This is a genomic window from Streptomyces sp. NBC_00448, from assembly GCF_036014115.1.
In the GTDB taxonomy this organism is placed as follows: Bacteria; Actinomycetota; Actinomycetes; order Streptomycetales; family Streptomycetaceae; genus Actinacidiphila.
This window is the reverse complement of the sequence record NZ_CP107913.1, coordinates 5,084,738-5,110,113: the sequence shown is the minus strand read 5'-3', so window position 1 is coordinate 5,110,113 and position 25,376 is coordinate 5,084,738. Positions and strand designations below refer to the sequence as shown.

General features: G+C 71.2%; 22 protein-coding genes. 11 read left to right on the top strand and 11 right to left on the bottom strand.

The window, feature by feature from the left end; translation table 11 throughout:
- The first annotated feature begins 75 nt into the window (after nt 1–75).
- Nucleotides 76–315: a DUF6458 family protein gene (locus OG370_RS21785; RefSeq protein WP_328466786.1), complete on the top strand. Its 240-nt coding sequence runs from the start codon at nt 76–78 to the stop codon at nt 313–315.
- On the opposite strand, the gene OG370_RS21780 is transcribed toward OG370_RS21785, so the two are convergent.
- Nucleotides 309–2,153, bottom strand: a complete 1,845-nt coding sequence (locus tag OG370_RS21780) for an NHL domain-containing thioredoxin family protein (protein ID WP_328466784.1) — start codon at nt 2,151–2,153, stop codon at nt 309–311. The genes OG370_RS21785 and OG370_RS21780 overlap by 7 nt on opposite strands.
- A gap of 190 nt (nt 2,154–2,343) precedes the next feature.
- Between OG370_RS21780 and OG370_RS21775 the strand changes: the two genes are divergently transcribed.
- The 4 genes from OG370_RS21775 (at nt 2,344) to OG370_RS21760 (ending at nt 7,481) form a co-directional block, all read left to right on the top strand.
- Nucleotides 2,344–4,017: a DUF262 domain-containing protein gene (locus OG370_RS21775; protein ID WP_328466782.1), complete on the top strand. Its 1,674-nt coding sequence runs from the start codon at nt 2,344–2,346 to the stop codon at nt 4,015–4,017.
- Nucleotides 4,010–5,245, top strand: a complete 1,236-nt coding sequence (locus OG370_RS21770) for a type II toxin-antitoxin system HipA family toxin (RefSeq protein WP_328474311.1) — start codon at nt 4,010–4,012, stop codon at nt 5,243–5,245. Before OG370_RS21775 ends, OG370_RS21770 begins: the two co-directional genes overlap by 8 nt.
- 54 nt (nt 5,246–5,299) lie before the next feature.
- A complete protein-coding gene (locus OG370_RS21765; RefSeq protein ID WP_328466780.1) occupies nt 5,300–5,794 on the top strand; it encodes an LURP-one-related/scramblase family protein in 495 nt (164 codons plus the stop codon).
- Between the two features lie 256 nt (nt 5,795–6,050).
- Nucleotides 6,051–7,481, top strand: a complete 1,431-nt coding sequence (locus tag OG370_RS21760; protein ID WP_328466778.1) for a hypothetical protein — start codon at nt 6,051–6,053, stop codon at nt 7,479–7,481.
- An 81-nt stretch (nt 7,482–7,562) separates the two neighbouring features.
- Here the strand turns inward: OG370_RS21760 and OG370_RS21755 are convergent, their stop codons facing one another.
- Nucleotides 7,563–8,339: a carbon-nitrogen family hydrolase gene (locus tag OG370_RS21755; RefSeq protein WP_328466776.1), complete on the bottom strand. Its 777-nt coding sequence runs from the start codon at nt 8,337–8,339 to the stop codon at nt 7,563–7,565.
- 135 nt (nt 8,340–8,474) lie between these two features.
- On the opposite strand from OG370_RS21755, the gene OG370_RS21750 reads away from it, so the two are divergent.
- The 5 genes from OG370_RS21750 (at nt 8,475) to OG370_RS21730 (ending at nt 13,885) form a co-directional block, all read left to right on the top strand.
- On the top strand, nt 8,475–9,302 hold the full coding sequence (locus tag OG370_RS21750; protein WP_328466774.1) for a maleylpyruvate isomerase family mycothiol-dependent enzyme: 828 nt from the start codon (nt 8,475–8,477) through the stop codon (nt 9,300–9,302).
- A 409-nt stretch (nt 9,303–9,711) separates the two neighbouring features.
- Nucleotides 9,712–11,442: an ATP-binding protein gene (locus OG370_RS21745; protein ID WP_328466772.1), complete on the top strand. Its 1,731-nt coding sequence runs from the start codon at nt 9,712–9,714 to the stop codon at nt 11,440–11,442.
- A complete protein-coding gene (locus OG370_RS21740) occupies nt 11,442–11,873 on the top strand; it encodes a roadblock/LC7 domain-containing protein (protein WP_328466770.1) in 432 nt (143 codons plus the stop codon). Before OG370_RS21745 ends, OG370_RS21740 begins: the two co-directional genes overlap by 1 nt.
- On the top strand, nt 11,873–12,223 hold the full coding sequence (locus OG370_RS21735) for a DUF742 domain-containing protein (RefSeq protein WP_443060880.1): 351 nt from the start codon (nt 11,873–11,875) through the stop codon (nt 12,221–12,223). The genes OG370_RS21740 and OG370_RS21735 overlap by 1 nt, the downstream gene beginning before the upstream one ends.
- Nucleotides 12,224–12,325: 102 nt before the next feature.
- A complete protein-coding gene (locus tag OG370_RS21730) occupies nt 12,326–13,885 on the top strand; it encodes a cytochrome P450 (RefSeq protein ID WP_328466766.1) in 1,560 nt (519 codons plus the stop codon).
- Nucleotides 13,886–14,263: 378 nt separating this feature from the next.
- Here OG370_RS21730 and OG370_RS21725 read toward each other — a convergent pair whose 3' ends face one another.
- The 8 genes from OG370_RS21725 to pdhA form a co-directional block, all read right to left on the bottom strand.
- Nucleotides 14,264–15,577 carry an MFS transporter gene (locus OG370_RS21725; protein WP_328466764.1) on the bottom strand — a complete coding sequence of 438 codons (1,314 nt, stop codon included), beginning with the start codon at nt 15,575–15,577 and terminating at the stop codon, nt 14,264–14,266.
- Entirely contained in the window at nt 15,574–16,218 is a 645-nt protein-coding gene (locus OG370_RS21720; RefSeq protein ID WP_328466763.1) for a GntR family transcriptional regulator, read from the bottom strand. Before OG370_RS21720 ends, OG370_RS21725 begins: the two co-directional genes overlap by 4 nt.
- A gap of 114 nt (nt 16,219–16,332) precedes the next feature.
- The gene (locus OG370_RS21715) at nt 16,333–17,358 is read right to left on the bottom strand and encodes a hypothetical protein (RefSeq protein WP_328466761.1); all 1,026 of its coding nucleotides are present in this window, start codon (nt 17,356–17,358) and stop codon (nt 16,333–16,335) included.
- A complete protein-coding gene (locus OG370_RS21710) occupies nt 17,343–18,005 on the bottom strand; it encodes a hypothetical protein (protein ID WP_328466759.1) in 663 nt (220 codons plus the stop codon). The genes OG370_RS21715 and OG370_RS21710 overlap by 16 nt, the downstream gene beginning before the upstream one ends.
- 159 nt (nt 18,006–18,164) lie before the next feature.
- Complete coding sequence (locus OG370_RS21705) at nt 18,165–18,359, bottom strand: hypothetical protein (protein ID WP_328466757.1); 195 nt, start codon at nt 18,357–18,359, stop codon at nt 18,165–18,167.
- 107 nt (nt 18,360–18,466) lie between these two features.
- Nucleotides 18,467–19,912: a dihydrolipoamide acetyltransferase family protein gene (locus OG370_RS21700; protein ID WP_328474309.1), complete on the bottom strand. Its 1,446-nt coding sequence runs from the start codon at nt 19,910–19,912 to the stop codon at nt 18,467–18,469.
- A 19-nt stretch (nt 19,913–19,931) separates the two neighbouring features.
- Nucleotides 19,932–20,906 carry an alpha-ketoacid dehydrogenase subunit beta gene (locus OG370_RS21695; RefSeq protein WP_328466755.1) on the bottom strand — a complete coding sequence of 325 codons (975 nt, stop codon included), beginning with the start codon at nt 20,904–20,906 and terminating at the stop codon, nt 19,932–19,934.
- Nucleotide 20,907: 1 nt separating this feature from the next.
- Nucleotides 20,908–22,095: a pyruvate dehydrogenase (acetyl-transferring) E1 component subunit alpha gene (gene pdhA / locus OG370_RS21690; protein ID WP_328466753.1), complete on the bottom strand. Its 1,188-nt coding sequence runs from the start codon at nt 22,093–22,095 to the stop codon at nt 20,908–20,910.
- A gap of 416 nt (nt 22,096–22,511) precedes the next feature.
- Here pdhA and OG370_RS21685 point away from each other — a divergent pair, with 416 nt between their 5' ends.
- A complete protein-coding gene (locus OG370_RS21685; protein ID WP_328474307.1) occupies nt 22,512–23,528 on the top strand; it encodes a phosphotransferase in 1,017 nt (338 codons plus the stop codon).
- 137 nt (nt 23,529–23,665) lie between these two features.
- Here the strand turns inward: OG370_RS21685 and OG370_RS21680 are convergent, their stop codons facing one another.
- Nucleotides 23,666–25,297, bottom strand: coding sequence for a protein kinase domain-containing protein (locus OG370_RS21680; protein WP_443060724.1), 1,632 nt, complete (start codon nt 25,295–25,297; stop codon nt 23,666–23,668).
- Nucleotides 25,298–25,376: the final 79 nt, after the last annotated feature.

Sequence of the window (25,376 nt, the reverse complement as noted above, 5' to 3'; positions counted from 1 at the left end):
CTGATTGCGGGTCAGGGGTCCGGGTAGGCGACTGCCGTCACCACAAGCCGTCAACTCGACAGGGAGGCGGGCATCGTGGGCATCGGAGGCTGCATAGTCCTCATCGCCGTAGGCGCGATCATCACGTTCGCGACCGACTGGCACATGAAGGGCGTCAACGTCGACCTGGTCGGCCTGATCATGATGGCCGTGGGCATCATCGGGCTCGCCGCGTACGTCAGCATCTTCAAGCGCCGGCGCGTCCCGCCCACGGCGGACGGCGACGTGCCGCCCGTCGTGGAGGAGCGCTACTACCCGTCGGACCGCCGCTACTGAGCCTGTTCGGCGGGCCCCTCGTCCATGCCCGCCAGGACGAGGGCGAGCCGGGCGTCTCCGCCCGGCACCAGCCGCACCGGGACACCCCAGTCCTGCTGGTGCACGTGGCAGGCGGGATACGGGTTGGCCGTGTCGTCGTCGCACGACGCCGCCATCGCCGAGACGTGCAGGACGCCCTCCGTCACGGCCGGGTCCAGTTCCAGGTCCCGGAAGAGGTCGGTGCCCTTGCCGGTGCCCGCCTTCAGCAGCTCCGGCGGGGTCGCCTCGATCAGCAGCCGGGTGGCCGGACCGTAGCGGTCGTCCAGCTTCTGGCCGGGCGGTGCGCTGAACACCACGTCCAGCCGCAGCGGACCCGGCGCCACGTCGGTGGCCGCCCGCTGCGTGCGGTGGGCGGCGCCCTGCACGCGGGCCGCCTCCTCGGGCAGCCGCATCCGGGTCAGCCGGTGCCCGGCGGATTCCACCACCACCACGTCGCCGTCGACCACGGCCGCGTCCGACGGCTCACGCAGATCGCTCGCGAGCGTGGTCACCTCGCCGCTCACCGGGTCGTACCGGCGCAGCGCGTTGTTGTACGTGTCACTCACCGCGACGGAGCCGTCCGGGAGCGCGGTGACGCCCAGCGGGTGCTGGAGCAGCGCCTGCCCGGCCGGGCCGTCACGGTGCCCGAAGTCGAAGAGTCCGGTGCCGACCGCCGTACGGATCACGTACCCGTCGCCGTCGGCCGCCCGCTCGGCCCAGCGCAGCGCGGACGTCTCGGCGTCGGCGATCCACAGCCGGCCGTCGGCCGCCGACAGCCCGGACGGCTGGGCGAACCAGGCGTCGCCGGCATGCCCGTCGACCAGGCCCTCGTTGGTGGTGCCCGCCGCGACCTCGACCCGATCGGTGGCGGGGTCGTACGTCCACAGCTGGTGCACGCCGGCCATCGCGATCCACACCCGGTCGTCGAACCAGGCCACGTCCCACGGCGAGGACAGGTCCACCTCCAGGGCGGGCCCTGAGGTGGGGGAGCCCTGCCACCACTGCCGGCCGGTGCCCGCGACCGTGGTGACCTCGCCGGTGTCCAGGTCGAGCCGGCGCAGCGCGTGGTTCACGGTGTCGGCGACGATGACCGTGCGGTCGGGCAGCAGTGCGAGGCCCTGCGGCTCGCTGAACATGGCGGCCTGCGGGCCGCCGTCGGCCAGCCCGCGCTCGCCGGTGCCGATCCGGCGCACCACGGTCTCGCCGTCGGCCGCCAGCTCCACCAGCGCGTGCCGGGTGGAGTCCGACACCAGGTAGTGGCCGCTGCCCGGCAGCGACAGCACCTTCGCGGGGAAGCGCAGGTTCGTCGAGACCGGCTCCGGCGGTACGTACAGGTCGTCGCCCCGGCGCAGGGTGCCCTTGGCGGCGTGCTCCTGCTCCAGCCGGTTCACCAGCTTCTCCAAGGCGTGCGCGTGCCCCTCCCCGGCGTGCTGCGCGACCACGTAGCCCTCCGGGTCGATCACCACCAGCGTCGGCCACGCCCGTACCGCGTACTGCCGCCACGTGGCGAGCTCCGGGTCGTCCAGCACCGGGTGGTGCACGCCGTACCGCTCCACCGCGTCGACCACCGCCTGGTGCTCCGCCTCGTGCACGAACTTCGGCGAGTGCACCCCCACGATCACCACGGTGTCGCGGTGCCGCTCCTCCAGCTCGCGCAGCTCGTCCAGAACGTGCAGGCAGTTCACGCAGCAGAACGTCCAGAAGTCCAGGATCACGATCGATCCACGCAGGTCAGCGAGGGTGGGTTGGCGATCACCTGTGTTCAGCCAGCCGCCCTTGCCGACCAGCTCGGGCGCTCGGACGCGTGCGCGTGCAGTCATATCCCCATCAAACCGCATCACGGCACCAAACACATTCCCGCATACTTGTGGCGGTGCGCGCCCCGGCCCGGCCCATCCTCGTGGATACGCAGGGCACAACGTTTCCGGCGGTCACTGCGCGCCGCCTACCCCCGGGAGAGAAGTAGTGGAAAACGGACTCGACAACCGTCCGAGCACGACTATGTTCACGGTGGAACGACTGGTGGCCATGGCACGGTCGGGCGAGATCCGCATCCCCCACTTTCAGCGTGACTTCCGGTGGCAGCGCCAGGACGTGGTCAGGCTCTTCGACAGCATCGTCCGGGGCTATCCCGTAGGGTCGCTGCTGCTCTGGCGACGCCCCGCACCGCAGCAGCTCGTCACCTTCGGCTCGCTGAATGTCGACGCCCCCGCCGTGGACACCGCCCGGTGGGTGGTGGACGGGCAACAGCGCATCAAGAGCCTCGCTGGGGCGCTGATTCCCGAAGCCAGCCGCGAAGCGCCTTTCTCGCTCGCCTACGACCTCAAAGAGGAGAAGTTCGTCCCGCGTCCCACCGCCGACGAACCGACGGTGGTGCCGCTTCCGGTGATCTTCAACCTCTCGCAAGTGCTCCAGTGGTTCCAGAGGTACCCGGAGGCTGCGGCGTACGTGGATCGGGCGAACGACATCACCCAGCGACTCCGGCAGTTCGAGATTCCGGCGTACGAGGTCACGCAGAACGACGTGAAGGTGCTCCAGGACATCTTCGACCGCATGAACAACTACGGGAAACGTCTGAGTCGCGCGGAGATCTTCTCAGCTCTCTTCGCCGACAACGAGGAGGTAACCGAGCGGCTCACTTTCGACAAGATCGCCGAACACCTCGACGAGGACCTCGGGTTCGGCACCGTGGACAAGGACACCATCCTGATCTCCGTGCTCGCCAGGCGCGGGCCGGACGTCCGGCGCGAGATTCGCAACGAATTCTCGGATGACGGCCTGGATATACAGAACGCCCAACCCAAGCGGGCGATCATCGACTTCCCCGACGAGAGCCGCGACACCGCCTACCGCCTCGGTGAGATCGCCATGCGCCGGGCCATCACCTTCCTGCAGCAGGAAGCCGGTGTCCCCCATGTGAGTCTGCTTCCGTATCGGCACCTGCTGGTCGTGCTCACCCGACTCTTCGCACACCACCCCGATCCGGACCCTCGCAGTATCAGACTCCTGCGACGGTGGTTCTGGCGTGCGGCAGTTGTCGGCCCGGAGGTGTTCAAGGGCAGCACGACAGGAGCGATGCGTTTCCTAGTGTTCGCGGTGAAACCCAACGACCTGACCGGATCGATCCAGGAACTGCTACGGCTCGTCTCGTACCCGGACGCCCCGGTCCCCGACCTGAAGAGGTTCCGGAGCAACGAGGCCGCCACGAAGATCGTGCTCTGTGCCTGGTGGGCCGCGATGCCCCGCTCGTTCGAGGACGGTGAACCGTTCGACCGGGAGGACCTCTCTGCAGCGCTCCTCGACCGTCCGACGGCACTTGACGCCGTAACCTACGTCGTGCCGCGCCAGGCGGTTCCCGAAGAATACCGGCTCTGGGCGGCCAACAGGGTTCTGATGCCACGTATGCAGGGCGACGGCGGGAATATCGAGAACATCGTCACCGGACGGCCACTGGGCATCTCGGAGCCGGTCTGGAAGGCTGTTCTGACATCCCACACGATCACGCCCGAGATGACGACGATGATCGCCGAACACCGGATCATCGATTTTCTGACGCTTCGGCAACAAGAGCTTCAAAAGCGAGTCAGCATGTTTCTGGGCAGAATGTGCGAGTGGAATCTTGAGAACACACCCCACATGGACGATCTTCTGATCGAGGACCTGAAAAGTGACGACGATGCGTGAGACGCAATATGCCGTGTGGCTGCGCGACCGCCATGTCGGCGTCCTACACCAGCGGGGCGACTACACCCGGATGACCTTCGATGTCTCCTACAGGGAAGACCCCGACCGGCCGGTCCTGGGGCTGCACTTCGAAGAGACCCTACTCGCCGACCAGGCGTCCGCCCTTCGACTGCCGCCCTGGTTCTCGAACCTGCTGCCAGAGGGAAGAATCCGGGAATGGGTCGCAGAGGACCGGGGCGTCTCGGTGGACCGCGAAATGGAGTTGTTGGCCCACATGGGCCACGACCTTCCGGGGGCTGTAAGAGTCCTGCCCGCCGACGTGCCGATCGACAGAACCGCCTGGGAGATGTCGGCGCTCACAGGGATGCAGTCTCCGGAGGTCTCCGACTGGCATCCGGGATGGCGTATCTCCCTAGCCGGGGTGCAGTTGAAGTTCGCAGTACTGGCGAAGGACGACCGCTTCACCGTTCCGGGCTATGGCGACGGAAGCGACTGGATCGTCAAGCTCCCGGATCGACAGTTCGAGAACCTGCCGGCCAACGAGCATGCCGTCATGTCGCTCGCGAGGGAATCCGGTATCGAGGTTCCGGACACCAGACTCGTCCACCGGGACGAACTGGACGGAATCCCGGTGAACGTCTGGCCGAGCGATGAGGAGTTCGCCTACGCGGTAAAACGGTTCGACCGGACCGCGACCCGAGGACTGGTCCATATCGAAGACCTGGCCCAGGTTCGCAACTTCTACCCGGGCGATAAATACCGGGGAAATTTCGAGACGCTGGCGTCCCTGATCTATAGAAGCCACGACCTTGAATCCCTGCGAGAATTCGCCCGGCGACTGACCTTCATCATCCTGGTGAACAACGGAGACGCCCACTTGAAAAACTGGTCTCTGATCTATCACGATCCCCGTCGGCCCCGGCTCGCCCCTGCCTACGACCTGGTCTCAACGGCGGTGTACCGGGTAGGAGAAGGGCCGGAGGACCTCGGCCTCAAGTTCGGCGGAACAAAGGCCTTCGAGCGAGTCAGGTTCGCCACGTTCCGCCGGCTGGAGGAACGCCTGGGCGCAGTCGGCGCGGACCTTGCCGGCGAAGCAGAACGGACTGTGACACGCACACTCGCCGCCTGGGAACAGCACGCGGATTCGCTCGGGGTCTCCCGCGAGCTGCGCAAGGAAATCGACGCGGCATTGTCGATACGAGCGTCGTCTCTGGCCAAGATTCACTAGATCCGATCCAATTCGCATCGACATACGGCATCGCGAGCGGGGTACACATGCCCCATGAAATACGTGGTGCGAGAGAAGATGTTCGCGATCGGCGACGACTACTGGGTGGAGGACGAGCACGGGCGGCGCGCCTTCTACGTGGACGGCAAGGTGCTGCGGATCAGGGACACCCTGGAGATCCAGGACGCCGACGGCAACGAGGTGGCGGTCATCCACCAGAAGCTGCTCAGCCTGCGTGACGCCATGACCATCGAGCGCGGCGGGCAGACCCTGGTCACCGTCAAGAAGAAGCGGCTCGCCCTGCTGCGCGAGGTCTTCCGCGCGGAACTCGCCTCCGGCGAGGAACTGGAGATCCGCGGCGACCTCATCGACAAGGAGTACGACATCGAGTACGACGGGGAGCGGCTCGCCCGCATCTCCCGCCGCTGGTTCACCCTGCGGGACGCCTACGCCATCGATGTCGAACGCGAGGACGCCGACGCGGGCATGCTCCTGGCGATCGCGGTGTGCGTGGACCACATCATCGCCAAGGAGCACGACTCCCACTGAGCCGCTTTCCGCGGCGGAGGCACGGATGTACGGCTCTCCGCCGCGACGGTTCCGGTTCATTGCCGGGGGCGGCCCGGCGGCCGGTTGCGCGCGCAGTTCTCCCCCTGGCTTCGCCGGGAGGTGCCCCCAGCGCCCCTTCAGGGGAGCCCCGGCGGGGCGGGAAAAGATAATCGAGCAGACGTACGCACGGCAGCTCCCTACAGTGTGCTGCGGCCCGAACCACCAGGCCGTTCTCACGAGGGGGGACCCCGACCGGATGAACCGTCATTTCCGCCGCCGCACCGCGGCGTTCGCCTCCGCCGCACTCACCACCGCGGCGCTCACCGCGCTGTGCACCGCGGCCCCGGCATCGGCGTCTGCCGACGACACCGACCCGGTGATCACGCTCCAGAAGCCCGCCGCCGTGGCGGTGCCGACCGCGGCGGCGAGTGGCACGGAGACCACCGTGCAGCCCGACCTGGAGTACACGACCGACGCGAGCAGCGTTCAGACCGACGCCACCATCACCATCGACGCACGTCGCGTGGCGAAGATCGCGAACGTCTCGTTCTCCGACAACTGCACGGTGGAGAACAACGTCGCGACCTGCTGGGAGCTGTTCTACGACGACGACCCGCAGGGGCAGCTCGGCAGCGTCACCCAGATGACGATCTCCGCGCTGCCGGGCGTCGCGGCGGGCGCCACCGCGACGTACACCGTGTCCGGCACCGCGACCGCGGGCACCATCGTCGGCGGCACGGGCTCCGTCCAGGTCGGCGGCCCCGCATTCGACCTTCAGCCGACCGTCGACCATACCGGGCTCGCGGTCGGCTCCACGGTCGACGAACCCGTGCAGTTCACCAACACCGGCGACCGTCCGGCGGCGGGCGCGCAGTTGCTGCTCATGGCGTCGCCGGGGCTGGGCTTCGCGCAGCACTACGCCAACTGCAAGTACAGCGAGGCGTCCACCAGCGCCCCGTCCGAGTACGCACTGTGCACCTTCACCCGGACCATCCAGACCGGCGAGAAGGTCGCGCTGGCGACCCCGGTGCAGCTGAACGTCACCACTGCCGCCTACTACACCTACCTGGACACGCAGATCGTCCCCAAGGGCGACCCCGGCCTCGCGCGGACCATCGACGGCCACACCTGGACCGAGGGCACCGGCGGCCGGCTCGCGCTGACCGTCCTCGACCCGGGCACGGCGAGCTCCGCGCCCGCCGGGAAGGTCGCGCTCCCGCTCACCGGCGACCACAGCGACTACCGTATCGCCGCGCTGACGGCCGACAACACCGCGGACTTCTCCGTCACCGGCGACACCGCGCAGGGCGCCGTGGGCGACACGGTCGACCTGCACTTCAGCATGACCAACAACGGTCCGGCCACGCTCTACGACCGCAGCGGCAGCGGCATCGGCCTCACCGTCACCCTGCCGCCGGGCACCACGGTCGTCGGTGCCTCGGCCGGCTGCTATCCCGACTCCGACGTGCCGCAGGAGCGGGCGCACGGGCCGTACGACTGCGGTGAAAAGGGCGACTACCTGGTGCCCGCCGGCCACACCGCCGACTTCAGCCTGACCGTCCGCATCGACCAGGTCACCCCCGGCGCCCAGGGCACGGCGGCCATCGCCTGGAGCTACACCCCGGGCTGGCGGCCCCCGTACGACCCCGACGGCGCGAACGACAGCGCCCCGCTCACCCTGAACTGACCTCCGCCCGCGAACGCACCCTGCCCTTTCGCAGAACGGGGCGCCCCGGCGTCGGGGCGCCCCTGAAGGGTCAGGCCACCGTCAGAGGCGGCGGTCTCGGAGGACGGGGAAATCCGCTCGGGTGGAGGCGACGAGGGCGGGGTCGAGGTCCACCGCAAGAACCTGCTCGTCCGGGCCGGCCTCGCAGAGGATCTCGCCCCAGGGGTCGACGACCATGCTGTGCCCGGCCTGCTCGACCCCCGCATGGGTCCCCGCGGTCCCGCACGCGAGGACATACGCCTGGCACTCCACCGCGCGGGCCTGCACCAGGACCCGCCAGTGGGCGAGGCGGCGGGCGGGCCAGCCGGCGGGGAGGACGACGATCTCCGACCCGGCGTCGACCAGCAGCCGGAAGAGTTCGGGGAAGCGGAGGTCGTAACAGGTCGCGAGGCCGAGCACGGCCTCGGGGTGCCGCACGGTGACGACGGACTCACCCGGAGCCATCAGCGCGGCCTCGCCCCGGTCGAAGCCGAAGCGGTGGATCTTGCGGTAGGCGCCGCGCAGCTCCCCGTCGGGTGAGAAGACCAGCGAGGTGTTGTAGAGCGGCCCCTCGGGGTCGCGCTCGACGACGGAGCCCGCGTGCAGCCACACCCCGGCGTCGCGCGCGGCCGCGGCCATCGCCTCGACGGTGGGCCCGCTCTCGACCGGTTCCGCCTCCGCCGGGAACAGGTCCGAGGCGAACGCGCCGACCGGCCACAATTCGGGCAGTACGACAAGATCCGCCCCGGCCTGCGCCCGCACCAGCGCCGCCACCCGGGCCCGCCGCGCGGCGGGCTGCTCGGCGGGGTCCACGTCGATCTGGAGAAGCGTTGCGCGCATCCGGACACCGCCCCTACGTTGGGTCGTCATAGTCGGGCCTACCATCGTCACTCGAAAGCACTGCGTGGGCGCCCGCGCGAAGACTAACTTAGGCGCCAAACCGCCACGACCGCGCACCGACCGTCGAGGGGTCCCGTGACCGTCCACAGCAAGATCCAGCCGTATATCGACGCCTGGACCCACTCCATTGAGTCCATCAACGAACTGGTCTCGCCACTCGCCGAGGGTGAGTGGAACCGCCCCACCGAGTGCCCGTACTGGTCCGTTCGCGACGTGGTCTCGCACGTCATCGGCTTCGAGTGCGAACTGCTCGGCGACCCGCGGCCGATCCACAGCCTGCCCAGCGACCTGCGGCACATCACCAGCGAGACCGCCCGCTACACCGAGGTCCCGGTCGACATCCGCCGCCACCACACCGCGCCCGAGATGACCTCCGAACTGGAGTACACCATCATCCGGCGCTCCCGCCAGCTCCGGAACGAGTCGCGGCAGCCCGACGCCGACGTGCGCGCGATCGGCGGCGGCGAGACCACCCTCGAAGAGCAGCTCTGGTCACGGGTGTTCGACGTGTGGGTGCACGAACAGGACCTGCGCCGGGCCCTGGACAAGCCCGGCAACCTCGCGTCGGCCGCCGCGGTGCTGTCCCGCGAGTTCGTCCTGCGCGCGCTGCCGAAGGTGGTCGCGCACGACGCGGGCGCCAAGCCCGGCTCCGCGGTGGTCTTCGACGTGCACGGCCCGCTGGAGTTCATGCGCACCGTCCGGGTCAACGCCGAGGGGCGCGGCAGCATCGACTCCGCGGTCTCGCTGGGCCCGGCGGTCACCTTCGTGGTCGACTGGGAGACATTCCTGCGGCTGCTCACCGGCCGGGTGAAGGCGACCGCGGTGTCCGAGGACCGGCTGAAGGTCGAGGGCGACCCGGAGTTGGCCCAGCAGATCCTGGCGCAGCTCGCGGTCACGCCCTAGCGGCGGCGGCCGGTCGCATCACGGGGCCGGCCGATCCGGTTCCGGCTGCACGGGTCCGGCCGTCGCCCAATGCGCCTCAGTGCCGGGCGAGTTGCCCAACTGCCCCTGGAACAGGGCGAATCGGTGGCCGAAAGTGAATTCTTGCACGGGCGGTGATGATCCAGTAACGGTACGGCGACCAATCCCTCGCGTTTCGGGCGTTGAAGGCGAGTTGGGCGAGTAGGGTGAGGCGAACTCATCCTGTTGCCGCCCGTAACGTCAGCGTGACCCGGCACGGCGGTCGGCTTCCGGCCCGGCCATGGGGTATTGATTGATGTCAACTCAAGGCTCCCCGTTACCTTTTCAGCCGCCGCGAGACTCCGGCGGCGGGTTCCGTGCCGTCGTCCGCGCCGCGCCGCTCCCGCTCGCCGTGGTGGTCGCCGGCGCGGCGGCCGGCGGCTGGGCGGTGCGCCGCGCGAGCCACCAGGACCGCCCGCTGGTGGCCGTGACCGGTGCGCTGGCCGCCCTGCTGCTCGGCACGGTGGTCGCGCTGGCCGCCTCCCGCCGCCGCACGGTGCGCCGACTCCGCGCCGAGGCAGCGGAGTTACAGGACGACACCGCCCGTACGGTCGCGCTGCACGCGGAAGCCACCCGGCAGGCCGCCGCCGAACTCGACGCGGCCCGGCGGACAGTGCGGGAGACGGAGGCGCGGCGGCGCGCCTGGGCCGAGACCGAAGCAGCCCTGCGGGCCGCGCTGCACACCGAGACCGCGCGGGCCGCCGCCCTTGAGGACGAGGCCGCGCGGATGGCCGAGGTGACGATCCCGCTCGCCGTCGAGCGGATGCGCGAGGGCGGCTCCACCAGCACCGTGCTGGCCCAACTGCCGCGCCCGGTCGGGGAGGTGCACCAGCGGCTGCTGGAGCTGACGGTCCGCGAGCTGGGTACGAGCGAGCGTGCCAAGGCCGCCGGGATGGCCGCCTGCGCCAGCGCCGCCGCCCGCGTGCAGGCCCTCACCACCACCATGCTCGCCGACCTGCGCGAGATGGAGCAGCGGCACGACGAGAGCGTCCTGGACGACCTGCTGCGGCTGGACCACTGCGCCGCGCAGACCGGCCGGCTCGCCGACAGCGTCGCGGTGCTCAGCGGCTCGCGCTCCGGCCGCCGTTGGACCCGGCCGATCGCGATGGAGAGCGTGCTGCGCGGCGCGATGGGCCGTATCCACGCCTACCGCCGGGTGCGGCTGCACACCACGGGCGGCGCGGCCGTCGCCGGGCACGCCGCCGAGGGCGTCATGCACGTGCTGGCCGAACTCATGGACAACGCCTGCAACTTCTCGCCGCCGTCCGAGGAAGTCCACGTCTACGTCCAGGAGTCGCACTCGGGCGTCGTCGTCACCGTGGAGGACGCCGGGCTCTCGATGCCCGCCGGCGACCTCGCCCGGATCGAACGCCTCGTCTCCGGCGACCCGGCCGAGGCCGCGAACGACCTGCTGCCCGGCCTGTCCGGCACCCGGATCGGCCTCACCGTGGTCGGCCGGCTGGCCCGCAAGCACGGCCTGCGGATCTCCTTCCGGCCGTCCTCGCGCGGCGGCACCGGCGTGGTCGTCCTGATCCCGTCGAGGATCGTCACGCGCACGGCGGAGTCGTACGGCCCCGCGTCGTACGGCACGCCGGTGGTCGGCGGGCGGTACGACACGCAAACCGGACCGGGGGAAGGGCAGTTGGGCCGCGGCGGCGGCTACGGCGGCGCCCAAGGGTCCACGGGGGCGCCCGGGGCCGACATCGGCGCCGGGTACGACGGCTTCCCCGAGCCCGGGCGGCCCGAGGAGATCGGGCACGCGGGACCGGCCGAGCGCGGCTCGGCAGGCGGCCCAGGAAGCGGTGTACGGCCCCGTACGGGCCCGGACGCGGGCGCGGGCACGGTCGGGGACCCCGGAGCGGCTCCGGGCCCTGCCTCGGCCGTACACATGCCGCTGCCGCGGCGGACCCGGGGGCGGGGCATGCCCGATACCGCGCCCGGGTACGACTCTCCCCCGTGGACTCCGGAGCGGGAGGCGCCGCCCGGCGGCGCCGACGCGGGCGCCCGGTTCGGCGCCTTCCGGGACGCCGCGACCGGCCGGGACCGGGGAACCGCCGACAGCGAAGGGGAGGGTGGCCAGTGATGACGAACGGAACCGGTGGCGGCGGAGGCGGGGTCGCGTTACTGCTCGAACGGTTCGTGGCACTGACGCCCGGCGCCCGCCACGCGCTGCTGCTCTCCGCCGACGGACTGAAGCTGCACTGGTCGCCCGAGCTGTCCGTGGACCGCGCCGACCAGCTCGCCGCGATCGCCTCCGGCATCCAGAGCCTGGTGCACGGCGCGTGCGTCGAGTTCGGCGACGGCAGCGGCGGCGTACGGCAGTCGATGACCGACTTCCACGGCGGCGCGCTGTTCCTCGTCGAGGCCGGCGCGGGAGCCCATCTGGCCGTGGTGGGGGAGGAGTCGGCGGACGCCCGCGCGGTCGGGCGCGGCATGAACGACATCGTCGAGGCGGTCCGCGACCAGCTCGGCACCCTGCCCGCGGCGGGCATACGCGGGAAGCTCCCGGCATGATGGGCGTGCCGGTCGACAGCGGCGCCCCGGACCGGCTCTACACCCTCACCGGCGGGCGGAGCAGCGCCGGCACCAAGGGGTTCGACCTGGCCACGGTCATCGCCGCACGCGCCGAACCGCTCCCCGGGATGCCCTCGGAACACGTCCGCATCCTGCGGCTGTGCCGCCGCCCCGTCGCCGTACTCGAACTCGCCTCCCGCCTGGCCCTGCCGGTCGGCGTGGTCCGGGTGCTGCTCGCCGACCTCCTCAACGCGCAGCACATCAGCGCCCATGCGCCCACCACCGCCGCGGAGTTGCTGCCTCCTTCCGACATGCTGAGGAAGGTCCTCCGTGCGCTGCACAACCTCTGAGCCGGGAACCGAGGCAGGGCGCGGAGCCGGTCACGGGATGGGGCGCCGGGCGGGGCGCGTCGCGGTGGGCACCCGCGTGAACGCAGGAGAGAGAACGGGCACATGACATCGTCACAGGAGCGGGAACCGGAGGCGCGGCGCGACCGGGCGGATGAGGTGGTGCCGCCGCGCGGGCTCGCACCGGAGCGGCGGGTGCCCCAAGTGGGCGCTGCGGCACGGCAGAAGCTCGCGGAGATACCCGGGCCGCAGCCGGTGCCACCGTGGGGCCCGGCCGCGGCGCAGGGGCAAGGGCACGTGCAGGGGCCCGGGTCGGGTGCGGAAGGGGCCGCGGAACCTGAGCGGGCCCTGCGGCCCGGGCCGGAACAGGAGCACCCGCCGCAGGCCCAGGAGCAGGCGCAGGCGCACCACCAGGTCGCCCATGTGCCGCAGCCGGCCGGGCCCGCGTTCGACCACGCCGACCCGGGGGCGTACTACCGGGCGCTGCGGGAGGCGTACGGGCCGGTCGCACCCGTGCTGCTGGACGGCGGGATGCCCGCGTGGCTCGTCCTGGGCTACCACGAGGTGCATGTCGTGGCCGGGAACCCGGAGTTGTTCGGGCGGGACCCGCGCCGTTGGCACGCGTGGGACCGCGTCCCCGCCGGCTGGCCGCTGCTGCCGCACGTGGCGCACACCCCGTCGGTGCGGTTCACCGAGGGGGAGGAGCACGTACGGCGCGCGGGCGCGGTCGCCGACGTGCTCGGCGGGGTCGACCCGTTCGAGCTGCGGCAGCGCGCCGAGCGGGCCGCCGACGCCGCGGTGGACGCGTTCGCGGGGGCCGGGCGGGCGGAGTTGGTGGCGCAGTACGCCGAGCAGGTGCCGTTGCACGTCATGGCCGGGCTGTTCGGGTTGCAACCGGCCGAAACAGCGGCGCTGGAAAGGGACTTGGCAGGCCAGTACGGCTACGGCACCGCCGCGCCCGGGCCGGCCGCGGAGCCCTCGCACCCGGCAGCGCCGGCCGGGCCCGCCGCGTCCGCCGCGCGGCTGCGGGCCACGCTGGAAGCGGTGCTCGCGCGGGCCCGGCGGGCCCCCGCGCCCGGGGCCGACATCCCGTCCCGGCTGCTCGCGCATCCGGCGGGCCTCACCGACGAGGAGGTCGTGCAGGACCTGCTCACGATCATGGCGGCCGGGCGGCGGCCCACCGCGGACTGGATCGGCAACACGCTGCGGCTGCTGCTCACCGACGAGCGGTTCGCGCTCACCCTGTCCGGGGGGCGGCGCAGCATCTCCCAGGCGCTCGCGGAGGTGTTGTGGACCGATCCGCCCGTGCAGAACGTCATCGGGCGGTGGGCCACCCGTGACACCCAGCTCGGCGGGCGGTACATCCGGCGCGGCGACTGCCTCGTGCTCGGGCTGGCCGCGGCCAACGCGGACCCCCAGGTCCGCCCGGCACTTCCCGGGGCCGCCGTCGGCAACCACGCGCATCTGTCGTTCAGCCACGGCGCCCATCGCTGTCCCGCGCCCGCGCCCCAGCTCGCGGAGGTCGTCGCGACCACGGCGCTGGAGATCCTCCTCGACCGCATCCCCGATCTCGTCCCCACCCTCCCCCCGGACCAGCTCCCCTGGCGCCCCTCCCTCTGGCAACGCGGCCCCGCAGCCCTCCCGGTGACGTTCACACCCTTGTGAGCCCTGACCCCCGGGCCGTCGGGGCGCCCCTCGGCCAAGCACCGTTGTGGTGTCGGTCCATTTCCCGACCGCAGGCCGGTGGCCTGCTGAGCGCGCAGTTCCCCGCGCCCCTGGGTGGGTGACCCTCTTTTCGCGGAAGGAGCCGCACATGCTCAGGTGCGCGTGGGGGTACTCCCCCTGGCTCCGCCGGGGGCACACCCACCCAGGCGAAGCTCTGGGGGGAGATCTGCGCGACAAGCCCACCACCGGGCTGAGGCCGGGAAGCAACCGCCGCCGAGACGGCGCTGGGCCGAGGCACCCACCACCCGCAAGGTCCGGGTCCTCACGGGTCCACGCGGCCCGGGCGGACCCGCGGCCGCACATCCCCGGACAGAACAGCTAGTCGTGGATCGCGGCGGCGTGGCCGCGGTGGACGCTTTCCACCCGGCTCACCGCGATCCGCTCCCGTTCGAGCTGAGCCGTCCGCCGCCGCAGGCGCAAGATCTGCACGGTCCCGAGCAGTTGGAGGACGAACACACTGCTCCAGGCCAGCTGATAGTCGTCGCCGGTGGCGTCGAGCAGCAAGCCGATCGCGAGCAGGGTCACCATGGACGCGGTGAACCCCCCGATGTTGACGATCCCGGACGCCGTACCGAAGCGCTCCGGCGGGTTCGCCGGCCGGGCGAAGTCGAACCCGATCATGGAGCCCGGTCCGCAGGCCCCGAGCACGACGCACAACACCACGAGCAGCCAGAGCGGATCATGCCCGCCGGGCCACCCGAGAACCGCGGCCCAGGCGACCGCGGTCGCCGCGATGACGCCGAGCGTCAACGGCATCCGAGCCCCGTGATGCCGCCCGATCAACTGCCCGAAGAGCATCCCGAACACCATGTTCGCGAGGACCACCAGCGTGAGCAGCCCACCCGCGCCGCCGCGCGACATCCCCTGGTCCTCGACGAGGAACGGCATTCCCCACAGCAGCAGGAACACCATCCCGGAGAACTGCGTGGTGAAGTGCGTCCACATGCCCAGCCGGGTACCGGGTTCCCGCCAGGCATCGGCGATCTGCCGCCGTACGTAGGCGAGTCCGGCGTGCTCGGCGGGAGCGGGGACGTACCCGTCGGGGTGGTCCTTGAGGAAGAGGGCGACCAGGACGAGGACGAAGGCACCGCCGATCGCGGTGCCGAGAAACGTGGGGGTCCAGCCGGCGGAGTGCAGCACCCGCGAAAGCGCCACCGTGGAGACGAGGTTGCCCGCGACCCCGAAGAGCGCCGCACCCTGGGCGATCATCGGCCCGCGCCGCGCGGGGAACCAGCGCGAGCCGAGCCGCAGCACGCTCACGAAGGTCATCGCGTCGCCGCAGCCGAGTACCGCACGGGCGGCGAGCGCCATCCCGTAGGAGTGCGACAGCGCGAACGCGCCCTGCCCGACGGTGAAGAGGACCGCGCCGAGCATCAGCACCCGCTTCGTGCCGAGCGAGTCCACCATCAGGCCGACGGGTATCTGCATGCCCGCGTAGACCAGCACCTGGAGGATGGAGAACGACGACAGCGCGGAGGCGCCGATGTGGAAGCGGGCGGCGGCGTCGATCCCGGCGACGCCGAGGCTGGTGCGGTGCACGACGGCGACGAGGTAGACCAGGGTGCCGACGCCCCAGACGAGCGCGGCCCGACGGCCGCCCGGTGGGTCCCCCGGCAGTGGCTTCCCGGTCACGACTCGCCCCGGGCCAGCGTGTTGACCCAGGACACGTGCCGGTCCACGACCTCCGCCGCGGTCCGCTCGTCGCCGTTCCGCAACGCCTGCAGGATCTCCGTGTGTTCGGCGATGTTCTTCGCCACCCGGCTCGGCTCGGCGTGCATCGTCGCCACCCCCATCCGCAACTGCCGGTCCCGCAACTGGTCGTAGAGGTGCGCGAGGATACGGTTGCCCGCCGCGCGGACGATCTCCGCGTGGAAGCTGCGGTCCGCGGCGGCGAAGGCGGACAGGTCGCCGGCGGCGGCGTGCTCGCACTGCTCGGCGAGCGACTCCTCCAACCGCTCGATCAGGCGCGCCGGCACCGCGTGCACCACTTTCGCGACCGCGTGCTGCTCCACCAGCAGCCGGGTCTCCACCACGTCCGCGATCTCCTGCGCGGAGACCGGCAGCACCAGGGCGCCCTTCTTCGGATACAGCTTGAGCAGCCCCTCCGCCTCCAGCTTCAGCAGCGCCTCCCGCACCGGCGTCCGCGACACCCCCACCGCCTCGGCGAGGTCCCCCTCGGTCAGCAGCGTCCCGCCCTCGTACGACCGGTCCAGCACCCCGCTCTTCACATGCAGGTAGACCCGCTCGGCGGCGGGCGGCGACTTCGTATCCATAATGCGCACATCATAGATACAACACACAACCAGACGATACCCCCGGGCAGTACGGCACCCCGTTCACGCCGCGGCCGCGGACCCGCTCGGTCCGCGGCCGACGACGAACCGGGCTCAACGGTTGACGGTCTGGATCTCCTCGACGGTGACGGGCTGGTCGGAGTCGGACCGCCCGTCGGGCAGCGGGGTCCCGTCGGGTCGCACCTCCGCGGTCGGGGTCCACGACACCCGCCACGTCATGGCCGCGGTGAACGTGTACGTCCCCGCGCTCGCCTTCGTGTACGTGATGTTGCAGGCCGCACCGGACGAGTCCAGCGAGGCACCCTCCCCGGACTGACCGAGCCGGTAGTCACAGCTCTCCGGGCTCGCGTACCGCGTCCCCGCCTCGACATGCAGGCTGTACGGCTGCGCCACCACCGTCGCCGCGACCGTGTCGCCGTTCGGCTCGGTGAGCTGCGCCGTGACGGACACCTGCGCGTCGGCCTCCTTGAAGTCCACGTACGTGGGCAGGTTCACCTTCTGGTTCCCCGGCTTCGGGCTGAGCTCGACGCCCTTCGTGGGCAGCTTCAACTGTCCGTACGCGGCCTGGGCGAGCACCTGCGGGGAAATGGCGCCCTCCGGCGGGTCCGCCGGCGGCTCCCATATCCATCCGGTGTTGTACGGGCAGGTGGCCCCGGGCTCGTTCAGGGCGTTGTCGTCCCAGGTGAGGACCCACCAGCTACCCTTGTCGCCCTTGTGGTACTTGATGTCGCTCATGTCCGACTGGACCTGGTTGTAGTAGTCGGAGACCGTCCCCGCGCCTTCCTGACCGGCCTCGTCGTACCGCCGGTCGATCTCCGCGTGGAACTGGTCCGGCGTGAAGCTCGTGTACCAGCACACCGGCGGCGAGAAGTTCGCGTCGGACGATGTGACGGGGGCCGCCCCGTCCCCGTCCGAGGTCCCGCGATGCGTGTACTTCACGTGCACCTGATAGGAGGTGCCGTCGCCGGTGGCCCCGCTGTCACTGCTGCTGGACGAACCCGAATCGCCGTAGCCCTTGCCGGTATTGGCCCAAGCTCCGTCGGCGGCGGCCAGCGCGGAGACGCAGGTGAGGATGACGACAACGCCGCGCGACAGGCGACGTATCAGGCGATCTGACACTGCTTTGCCCCGTTCTGCCACGTGTGGTCGTATGCCTGCCATTCCCCCGTCGAGCTCTTGGTCATGGTCAGGGTCCACAGGTTGAAGTCCGCCAAGGACGGTGTGGTCACGTTGACCTTGCCCGTCTTGGCGTCCTTGCCGTATGCCTTCCGCTGGTCCTCGCAGTACTGGACCGACAGGTTTCCGGTCACGAGCTTCTTGACCACCGGCTTGTAGTAGTCGAAGGTCCCGGTGACGACACTGCCGCCCTTGCCTTGCGAGATGAGCGAATCGGCGAACTCGGCACCGTGCTCGCCGGTCCAGAACCGCTTGAAGAACGCCGGTTCCTTCGTGTACGTCTTCGCCGTGAACGCGACCACCGCCGTCGCCGCGTACGTGGCGTCCTTCAGCGCGGCCTTCTTGGTCGGGTCGCTGCTGTCGAACCCGTCGAAGTTGACCTTGATGTCCGACGGCAGGTCGAAACTCGGCGCGCCCGGCCCCGCCGCCCGCGTCGGGGACGCGGTCGTCGCCGACGCCGTGGCGCTCGCGGTCGGGGAGTCCGACGCATCGATCTTGTCCGAACCGTTCGAACCGCCGCCGCACGCGGCCAGCAGGAGCACGGCCGTGGCCGCGGTGACCGCGGCGACGGGCAGAGAAGAGCGGGTCACGATGGCATCCCCCGTGAAGTACCTGTACGCAAAGAGAGTTGGCACCCCGACGCTACCGGCGCCGCGCGCGGGACCGGAAGCGTTCCCCCCGGACTGTGACCCGCCCGGCACACGGGCCCCACAGATCATGCGCCGCCCGCACCGCGGGAGAAGGCGGCCCTAGGGATGGATGGTGCCGACCAGGGAGGCGGTGGAGGTGAGGGTGGACTGGATGGTGGGGGCCAGGCTGGAGGACGCGAGGCAGAAGCCCAGCAGGACGCAGGTGATGGCATGACTGGGCTTGAGGGACCGGTTGTGCATCTGCATCCCGGCGAGGACGAGGAGCAGCAGGACGACGGAGACAGAGACGGCCATACGGTCGATGGCAGCACAAAACGGACGGGAAGTGCGGGAGACACGCACGGCGGCGGGCCCGGGCGTCCATCCGCCCGGGCCCGCCGCCGTGGAAGGGGTTCAGCCGGTCATGACCAGGTGAGCAGCCGCTTGGGCTGCTCCAGGATCGCCGCGATGTCGCCCAGCACCTTCGAGCCGAGCTCGCCGTCGACCAGCCGGTGGTCGAAGGAGAGCGCGAGGGTGGTGACGTGCCGCGCCTTCACCTTGCCCTTGTGCACCCACGGTTGGAGCTTGACCGCGCCGAACGCGAGGATCGCGGACTCGCCGGGGTTGAGGATCGGGGTGCCGGTGTCGATGCCGAAGACGCCGACGTTGGTGATGGTGGCGGTGCCGCCCTGCATCGCGGCCGGCGAGGTCTTCCCCTCCCGGGCGGTGGTGACCAGGTCGCCCAGCGCGGCTGCCAGTTCGGGCAGCGTCTTGTCGTGGGCGTCCTTGATGTTGGGCACCACCAGACCGCGCGGGGTGGCGGCGGCGATCCCCAGGTTGACGTAGGACTTCCGGACGATCTCCTGGTTCGCCTCGTCCCAGGCCGAGTTGGCCTCCGGATTGCGGCGGAGCGCGACCAGCAGCGCCTTGGCGACCAGCAGCAGCGGGCTGACCTTGAGCCCCGCGAACGCCGGATCGGCCTTCAGCTCCTGCACCAGCTTCATCGACTTCGTGATGTCGAAGGTCACGAACTCGGTGACGTGGGGCGCCGTGAAAGCGCTGGTGACCATCGCCTGCGCGATGGCCTTGCGGACGCCCTTGATCGGGACCCGCGTCTCGCGCGCGCCCGTCGAGGTGACGCCGGCGATGTCGTCGGCCGCCGGCAGCGGCAGCCGGGCCGGCGGCGCGGCGGCGGCCCTGATGTCCTCCCGGGTCACCTCGCCCTGCGGCCCGGTGGGCACCACGGTGGCGAGGTCGATGCCCAGTTCCTTGGCGAGCTTCCGCACCGGCGGCTTGGCCAGCGGCCGCAACGCACCGGCCACGGGAGCACCGGCCGCGGGAGCCTCCGCCGCGGGCCCCTCAGGAGCGACGGGCGCCTCGGGCGCGGCAGGAGCGACGGGCGCCGCATGCCCGTTCAACGGCTCCCCCGGCGTCGGCCCACCCGGCTTCTGCTTACGGGGCCGCCTGGTCGTCGACGACGGCGCGACCCCGTAACCGACGAGCACCGCCGTCCGCTTCGCGGCCGGCTCCGGCGCGGGTTCCGCCGCCTCGACCGCCTCCGCGGCGACGGCAGCGGCCGCGCCGGCCTCGTCACCGCCCGGCGCGTCCTCGCCCCCCGCGTCCACCACGATGATCGGGGTGCCCACATCGACCGTGGTGCCCTCGTCGAAGCGGATCTCGCTGACCACCCCGTCGAACGGGATCGGCAGCTCCACGGCCGCCTTCGCCGTCTCGACCTCGCAGACCACCTGCCCGTCGGTGACCGTGTCCCCGACGCTCACGTACCACTTGAGGATCTCCGCCTCGGTCAGGCCCTCACCGACATCCGGCATCCTGAACTCGCGAAAGCGCTGTGCCTGTACGGCCATGATCGTCACAACCCTCTCCTCAGTACGCCAGCACGCGGTCGACGGCGTCGAGTACGCGGTCCAGACCGGGCAGGTACTCCTCCTCCAGCCGGGCCGGCGGGTACGGCGCGTGGAAACCGCCCACCCGCAGCACCGGCGCCTCCATGGCGTAGAAGCAGCGCTCGGTGATGCGGGCCGCGATCTCCGCGCCGGAACCGAAGAAGACCGGGGCCTCGTGCACCACGACCAGCCGCCCGGTCTTCTCCACCGAAGTCTGCACGGTGTCGAAGTCGATCGGCGAGATCGAGCGCAGGTCCACCACCTCGATGCTGCGGCCCTCGTTCGCCGCCGCGGCCGCCGCCTCCAGGCACACCTTCACCATCGGACCGTACGCCACCAGCGTGACGTCGGTGCCGGACTGGGCCACCGCCGCCTTGTGCAGCCCCGCGGGCACGGCCGAGACGGCCACCTCGCCCTTGTCCCAGTAGCGGCGCTTCGGCTCGAAGAAGATCACCGGGTCGTCGCACTCGATGGACTGCCGCATCATCCAGTACGCGTCCGAGGCGTTCGACGGCGAGACCACCTTCAACCCGGCGATGTGCGCGAAGAGCGTCTCCGGGGACTCGCTGTGGTGCTCGACCGCGCCGATGCCGCCGCCGTAGGGGATGCGGATGACGATCGGCAGCTTGATCTTGCCCAGCGCCCGCGCGTGCATCTTCGCCAGCTGCGTGACGATCTGGTCGTAGGCCGGGAAGACGAAACCGTCGAACTGGATCTCCACCACCGGGCGGTAGCCGCGCAGCGCCAGGCCGATCGCGGTGCCCACGATGCCGGACTCGGCGAGCGGGGTGTCGATCACCCGGCCCTCGCCGAAGTCCTTGAACAGGCCGTCGGTGATCCGGAAGACGCCGCCGAGCCGGCCCACGTCCTCTCCCATCACCAGGACCTTCGGGTCGTTCTCCAACGACGTGCGCAGCGACTCGTTGAGTGCCTTCGCGATGGCCATCTGCGTCATGTCAGTGCCCCTTTCCGGAGCCGGCCGCCCCATGGGCCCCGGCGGGCGCGTCCTCGAAGGAGGCCAGGTACTCGGCGAACCGGGCGCGCTCCTCGTCCACCAGCGCGTGCCCGTCGGCGTAGATGTTCTCGAAGATCGCCATCGTGTCGGGGTTCGGCATGCTCCGCACGCCGTCGCGGACCCGCTTCGCCAGCGCGTCGCTCTCGGTGTCCAGGCCCGCGTAGAACTCCTCGTCGGCCAGGCCCTGCTTGTCGAGGTACGTGCGCAGCCGGGCGATCGGGTCCTTCGACGCCCACTCCTCGCGCTCCTCGTCGCTGCGGTAGCGGGTCGGGTCGTCGGTGGTGGTGTGCGCGCCCATCCGGTACGTGAAGGCCTCCACCAGCATCGGGCCCTGTCCGCTGCGGGCGTGCTCCAGGGCCGCCCGGGTGACCGCGAGCACCGCCAGCACGTCGTTGCCGTCCACCCGGACGCCCGGGAAGCCGTAGCCGGCCGCGCGCTGGTAGATCGGCACCCGGGACTGCTTCTCGGTCGGCTCGGAGATCGCCCACTGGTTGTTCTGGCAGAAGAACACCACCGGCGCGTTGTAGACCGCCGCGAAGGTGAAGGACTCCGCCACGTCGCCCTGGCTGGAGGCGCCGTCGCCGAAGTACGCGATCACCGCGGCGTCCGCGCCGTCCTTGGCCACGCCCATCGCGTAGCCGGTCGCGTGCAGCGTCTGCGAGCCGATGACGATCGTGTAGAGCTGGAAGTTGTTCTCGTTGGGGTCCCAGCCGCCGTTGTTGACCCCGCGGAACATGCCCAGCAGGTTCAACGGGTCCACGTCACGGGTCCAGGCCACGCCGTGCTCGCGGTAGGTCGGGAAGATGTAGTCGTCCGGGCGGGTGGCCCGTCCGGAGCCGATCTGGGCGGCCTCCTGGCCGAGCAGCGAGGCCCACAGCCCCAGCTCGCCCTGCCGCTGCAGGGTGATCGCCTCGGCGTCGAACCGCCGGGTCAGCACCATGTCCCGGTACAGGCCACGCAGCTCGTCCGGGGTCAGGTCGATGGAGTACTCGCCGTGCTCGACGCGCTCGCCTGCGGGGGTCAGTAGCTGTACGAGCTCGGGCTCGCCCCCACGGCGCTTCGCGCGGCCGCGGCTGGTGCGCCCGCCCGAGGCGGGGGGACCCCCAGCGGCAGTGCTCTTCACGCTCACGTTCGCTCCTCCGTCTGTCCGGCCCCCGGGATCTGCCGGAGAGCCAGTGCGGCTCACCTGGTCCGGCGTGACGCACGGGGTATGTGCGGCATGGCCGGGCCAGGCGTGACAACGCCCCGGCGAATGGCCTGCAAAGCAGACGTTACCTACATCGGGAAGCCTTCGCGTACACCGAGGGCACACTTTCTGACCTGCGGTTTTGCTTGGATTTCCTAGTAGTCCGCGTTACCGCAGGCCATGACCGGGACACCGGCACCGTATCCCGATCAGGAAAAGTCCGTAAGGGGTGAACGGCCCGGAGTGCCGTCCGGTTCCGGCCATCGCCCGAATCCGACCAGCCGGACATAGCAGACGCAAGGCCCCTCACGCCACTCGCATATGCCCGAACCGCCCGTTGATCTACGCTGAGCCGCGTGATGGGCACGGCACAGCGGCCGCCCGCACTGACCGCCCTGCTGCGCCGCTACGACTGTGCGGCGACCCTGCTGACCTGCGAACCCGTACCACGCGGGTTACTCAACCGGGGCTGGCGGATCACCACGGGCAGCGGCCGCTACTTCCTGAAGCAGTACATCTCGGCGGACACCGCGGCACCCGCGGTGATCGCCCGACAGCACCACGCGACCCGACGGCTCGCCCGGCTCGGGCTGCCCGCGGCCGCGCCGCTGCCGGACCGCGACGGGACCACCGTCACGGTCCACCACGGCCACCGCTACGCCCTGTTCCGGTGGGTCGAGGGCCGCCACCGCGAGGGCACCGAACTCTCCCAGAGCCAGTCCCACCGGCTCGGCACCCTGCTCGGGCGGGTCCACACCGGACTGGCCGACACCCAGCCGCCGCCCCCGGCCGAACCGCACCCCAGCGCCGACCCCGATCACACCCACGAGCAGATCGACCACCTGCTCACCCTGGTCCGCGGCCACCGCCCGTTCGACGCGTTCGACCGGCTCGCCGAGCACCGCCTGCTCGAACGCCGCGCGCTGCTGCGCCGGCACGCCCACCGCCGGCCGCCGGCCGCGGACGACCGCGCCAGCGGCTGGGTGCACGGCGACTTCCACCCGCTCAACCTGCTCTACCGCGGCGAGGAGCCGGCCGCGATCATCGACTGGGACCGGCTCGGCGTCCACCCGCGGGCCGAGGAGGCGGTCCGGGCCGCCGTCATCTTCTTCGTGCACCCCGCCGACGGACGGCTCGACCTCGCCAAGATCCGCGGCTACGCCCGGGCGTACCGGCGGGCCGCCGGGATCGCCGTGTCCGAGGTGGCCGCGGCCGTCCACCGCGTGTGGTGGGAACGGCTCAACGACTTCTGGATGCTGCACTGGCGCTACCAGCACCGCGATCCCCGGTCCGACCCGCTCTTCCCGGCCGCGTCCGCCCTGGCGGTGTGGTGGACCGAGGAGTACGCCCGCGTCCGCGACGCGTTCACGGGGTGAGCGGGCCCTCCGGGGCGATGTGTCCCCGGAGTTCCGGGACCTTACGGACCTCCGGGGCGGTGCGTCCCCGGAGTTCCGGGACCTTGCGGCGCGTGGGTGGCTGGTCGCGCAGTTCCCCGCGCCCCTTCAGGTGAGCGTCAGCCGTTGCTTCCCGTGATCCCGCCGTCAGTGTCGCCGCCATTGTCGCCACCGCTACTGCCGGCGGTCCCACCGGTGCTGGTGCCGCCGTCGTCACCGCCGGCGGAGGTGCCGCCCGTGGGCGGCGGGGTGGTCGGCTTGGTGGGCGGCGTCGTCGGCTTCGTCGGTTTCGTCGGCTTCGTCGTGTGGGTGGGCGGTGTCGTGGGCGCCGTGGTGTCGTCGGTGGGAGACGTGGACGTCGAGGTGTCGGTGGGGGTGTCGCTGGACTCGCCGGAGTCGGTCGGCTCGTCGTTCACCGCGCCCGAGGTGTCGTCGGACGGCTGGTCCGTGGCGTCGTCGGACGGCTGGTCGGAGGACTGCGCGCTGGTCGGCGCGGTGGTGTGGCCGGTGCTCGGGCCGCTCCCACCGGTGTCCCTGGTCGCGAGGTAGACCCCGAGCGTGATGGCGAGCACCGCGGCGATCACGAAGAGCACCGGCTTGACCCAGTGGCTCCCGGAGGACGGCGGCTTCTCGCCGTACCCGTGCACGTCGTCGCTGCCACCGACCCCGGAGATCCCGCCGAGCAGCGGACCGATCTCCGCGGTGTTGCCGCTCTGCCCGGGCCGGCCGCTCTGGGCCACCACGGTGGGCGCCGCGCCGGTCTGGCGGGGCGTGACCGCGGTGACCGCGCCGGTGTTCCACATCCCCCCGGTCCAGCCGCCCTGCTGCATCAGCGTGTGGTGGGCGTACCCGACCAGCGCCCGCATCTCCTCGGCGTTCTGGAACCGGTCCTCGGGCTGCTTGGCGAGCGACCGCAGCACCAGGCCGTCGAGCTCCGGCGGCACCCGGTCGCTGATCTGCGACGGCAGCTGCGGCTCGTCCTGGACGTGCTGGTAGACCACGGACAGCGGGGTCTCGCCGACGAAGGGCGGCCGCAGCGCGAGCAGTTCGTAGAGAAGGCAGCCGGTGGCGTACAGGTCGCTGCGGTGGTCGACGGTCTTGCCGAGCGCCTGCTCGGGCGAGAGGTACTGCGGGGTGCCCATCACCATGCCGGTCTGCGTCATGGTGCTCGCCGCGCCGTGCAGCGCGCGGGCGATGCCGAAGTCCATCACCTTGACCGCGCCCGTGGTGGTGATGATGACGTTCGCGGGCTTGATGTCGCGGTGCACGATGCCGTGCTCGTGGCTGTAGGCGAGCGCGTCCAGCACGCCGGAGACGATCACCAGCGCCTGGTCGACCGGCGGCGGGGTGGGCCCGGTGAGCAGGTCCTTGATGGTGTGGCCCTCGACCAGTTCCATCACGATGTAGGGGACCGTGCCCGTACGGGTGACGTCCTCGCCGGAGTCGTAGACCGCGACCACCGCGTGGTGGTTGAGGCCGGCCACCGACTGGGCCTCGCGGGTGAAGCGGGCCCGGGCCACCTGGTCCTCGGCGAGGTCGGTGCGCAGCAGCTTGACGGCGACGATCCGGCCGAGCCGGACGTCCTCCGCCGCGAAGACCTCGGCCATGCCGCCTCGGCCCAGCCGTCCGGTCAGCCGGTAGCGGCCGTCGCCGACCACGGCCCCGGGGCCCCAAGGACCGTTGGCCTCCGACGCTCCGATGCCGGCGGCCGTCTCGTTCGGGTCGACCATCAGTCCTCGTCGTCCGTCCATGTCGTGCGAGCCATGTGGTGCGAGCCTGTCGTACGCGCATCGCTGTCTTGGTGCGCCACCGTACCGCTTTTCGGTTGCC

Coding starts and splice junctions, on each gene's coding strand:
- OG370_RS21755 (WP_328466776.1), bottom strand. CDS start 8,339: ATGCGCGCAACGCTTCTCCAGATCGACGTGGACCCCGCCGAGCAGCCC.
- OG370_RS21730 (WP_328466766.1), top strand. CDS start 12,326: ATGACATCGTCACAGGAGCGGGAACCGGAGGCGCGGCGCGACCGGGCG.
- OG370_RS21680 (WP_443060724.1), bottom strand. CDS start 25,297: ATGGACGGACGACGAGGACTGATGGTCGACCCGAACGAGACGGCCGCC.
- OG370_RS21720 (WP_328466763.1), bottom strand. CDS start 16,218: ATGGATACGAAGTCGCCGCCCGCCGCCGAGCGGGTCTACCTGCATGTG.
- OG370_RS21780 (WP_328466784.1), bottom strand. CDS start 2,153: ATGACTGCACGCGCACGCGTCCGAGCGCCCGAGCTGGTCGGCAAGGGC.
- OG370_RS21760 (WP_328466778.1), top strand. CDS start 6,051: ATGAACCGTCATTTCCGCCGCCGCACCGCGGCGTTCGCCTCCGCCGCA.
- OG370_RS21765 (WP_328466780.1), top strand. CDS start 5,300: ATGAAATACGTGGTGCGAGAGAAGATGTTCGCGATCGGCGACGACTAC.
- OG370_RS21770 (WP_328474311.1), top strand. CDS start 4,010: ATGCGTGAGACGCAATATGCCGTGTGGCTGCGCGACCGCCATGTCGGC.
- OG370_RS21740 (WP_328466770.1), top strand. CDS start 11,442: ATGACGAACGGAACCGGTGGCGGCGGAGGCGGGGTCGCGTTACTGCTC.
- OG370_RS21685 (WP_328474307.1), top strand. CDS start 22,512: ATGGGCACGGCACAGCGGCCGCCCGCACTGACCGCCCTGCTGCGCCGC.
- OG370_RS21695 (WP_328466755.1), bottom strand. CDS start 20,906: ATGACGCAGATGGCCATCGCGAAGGCACTCAACGAGTCGCTGCGCACG.
- OG370_RS21735 (WP_443060880.1), top strand. CDS start 11,873: ATGGGCGTGCCGGTCGACAGCGGCGCCCCGGACCGGCTCTACACCCTC.
- OG370_RS21700 (WP_328474309.1), bottom strand. CDS start 19,912: ATGGCCGTACAGGCACAGCGCTTTCGCGAGTTCAGGATGCCGGATGTC.
- OG370_RS21705 (WP_328466757.1), bottom strand. CDS start 18,359: ATGGCCGTCTCTGTCTCCGTCGTCCTGCTGCTCCTCGTCCTCGCCGGG.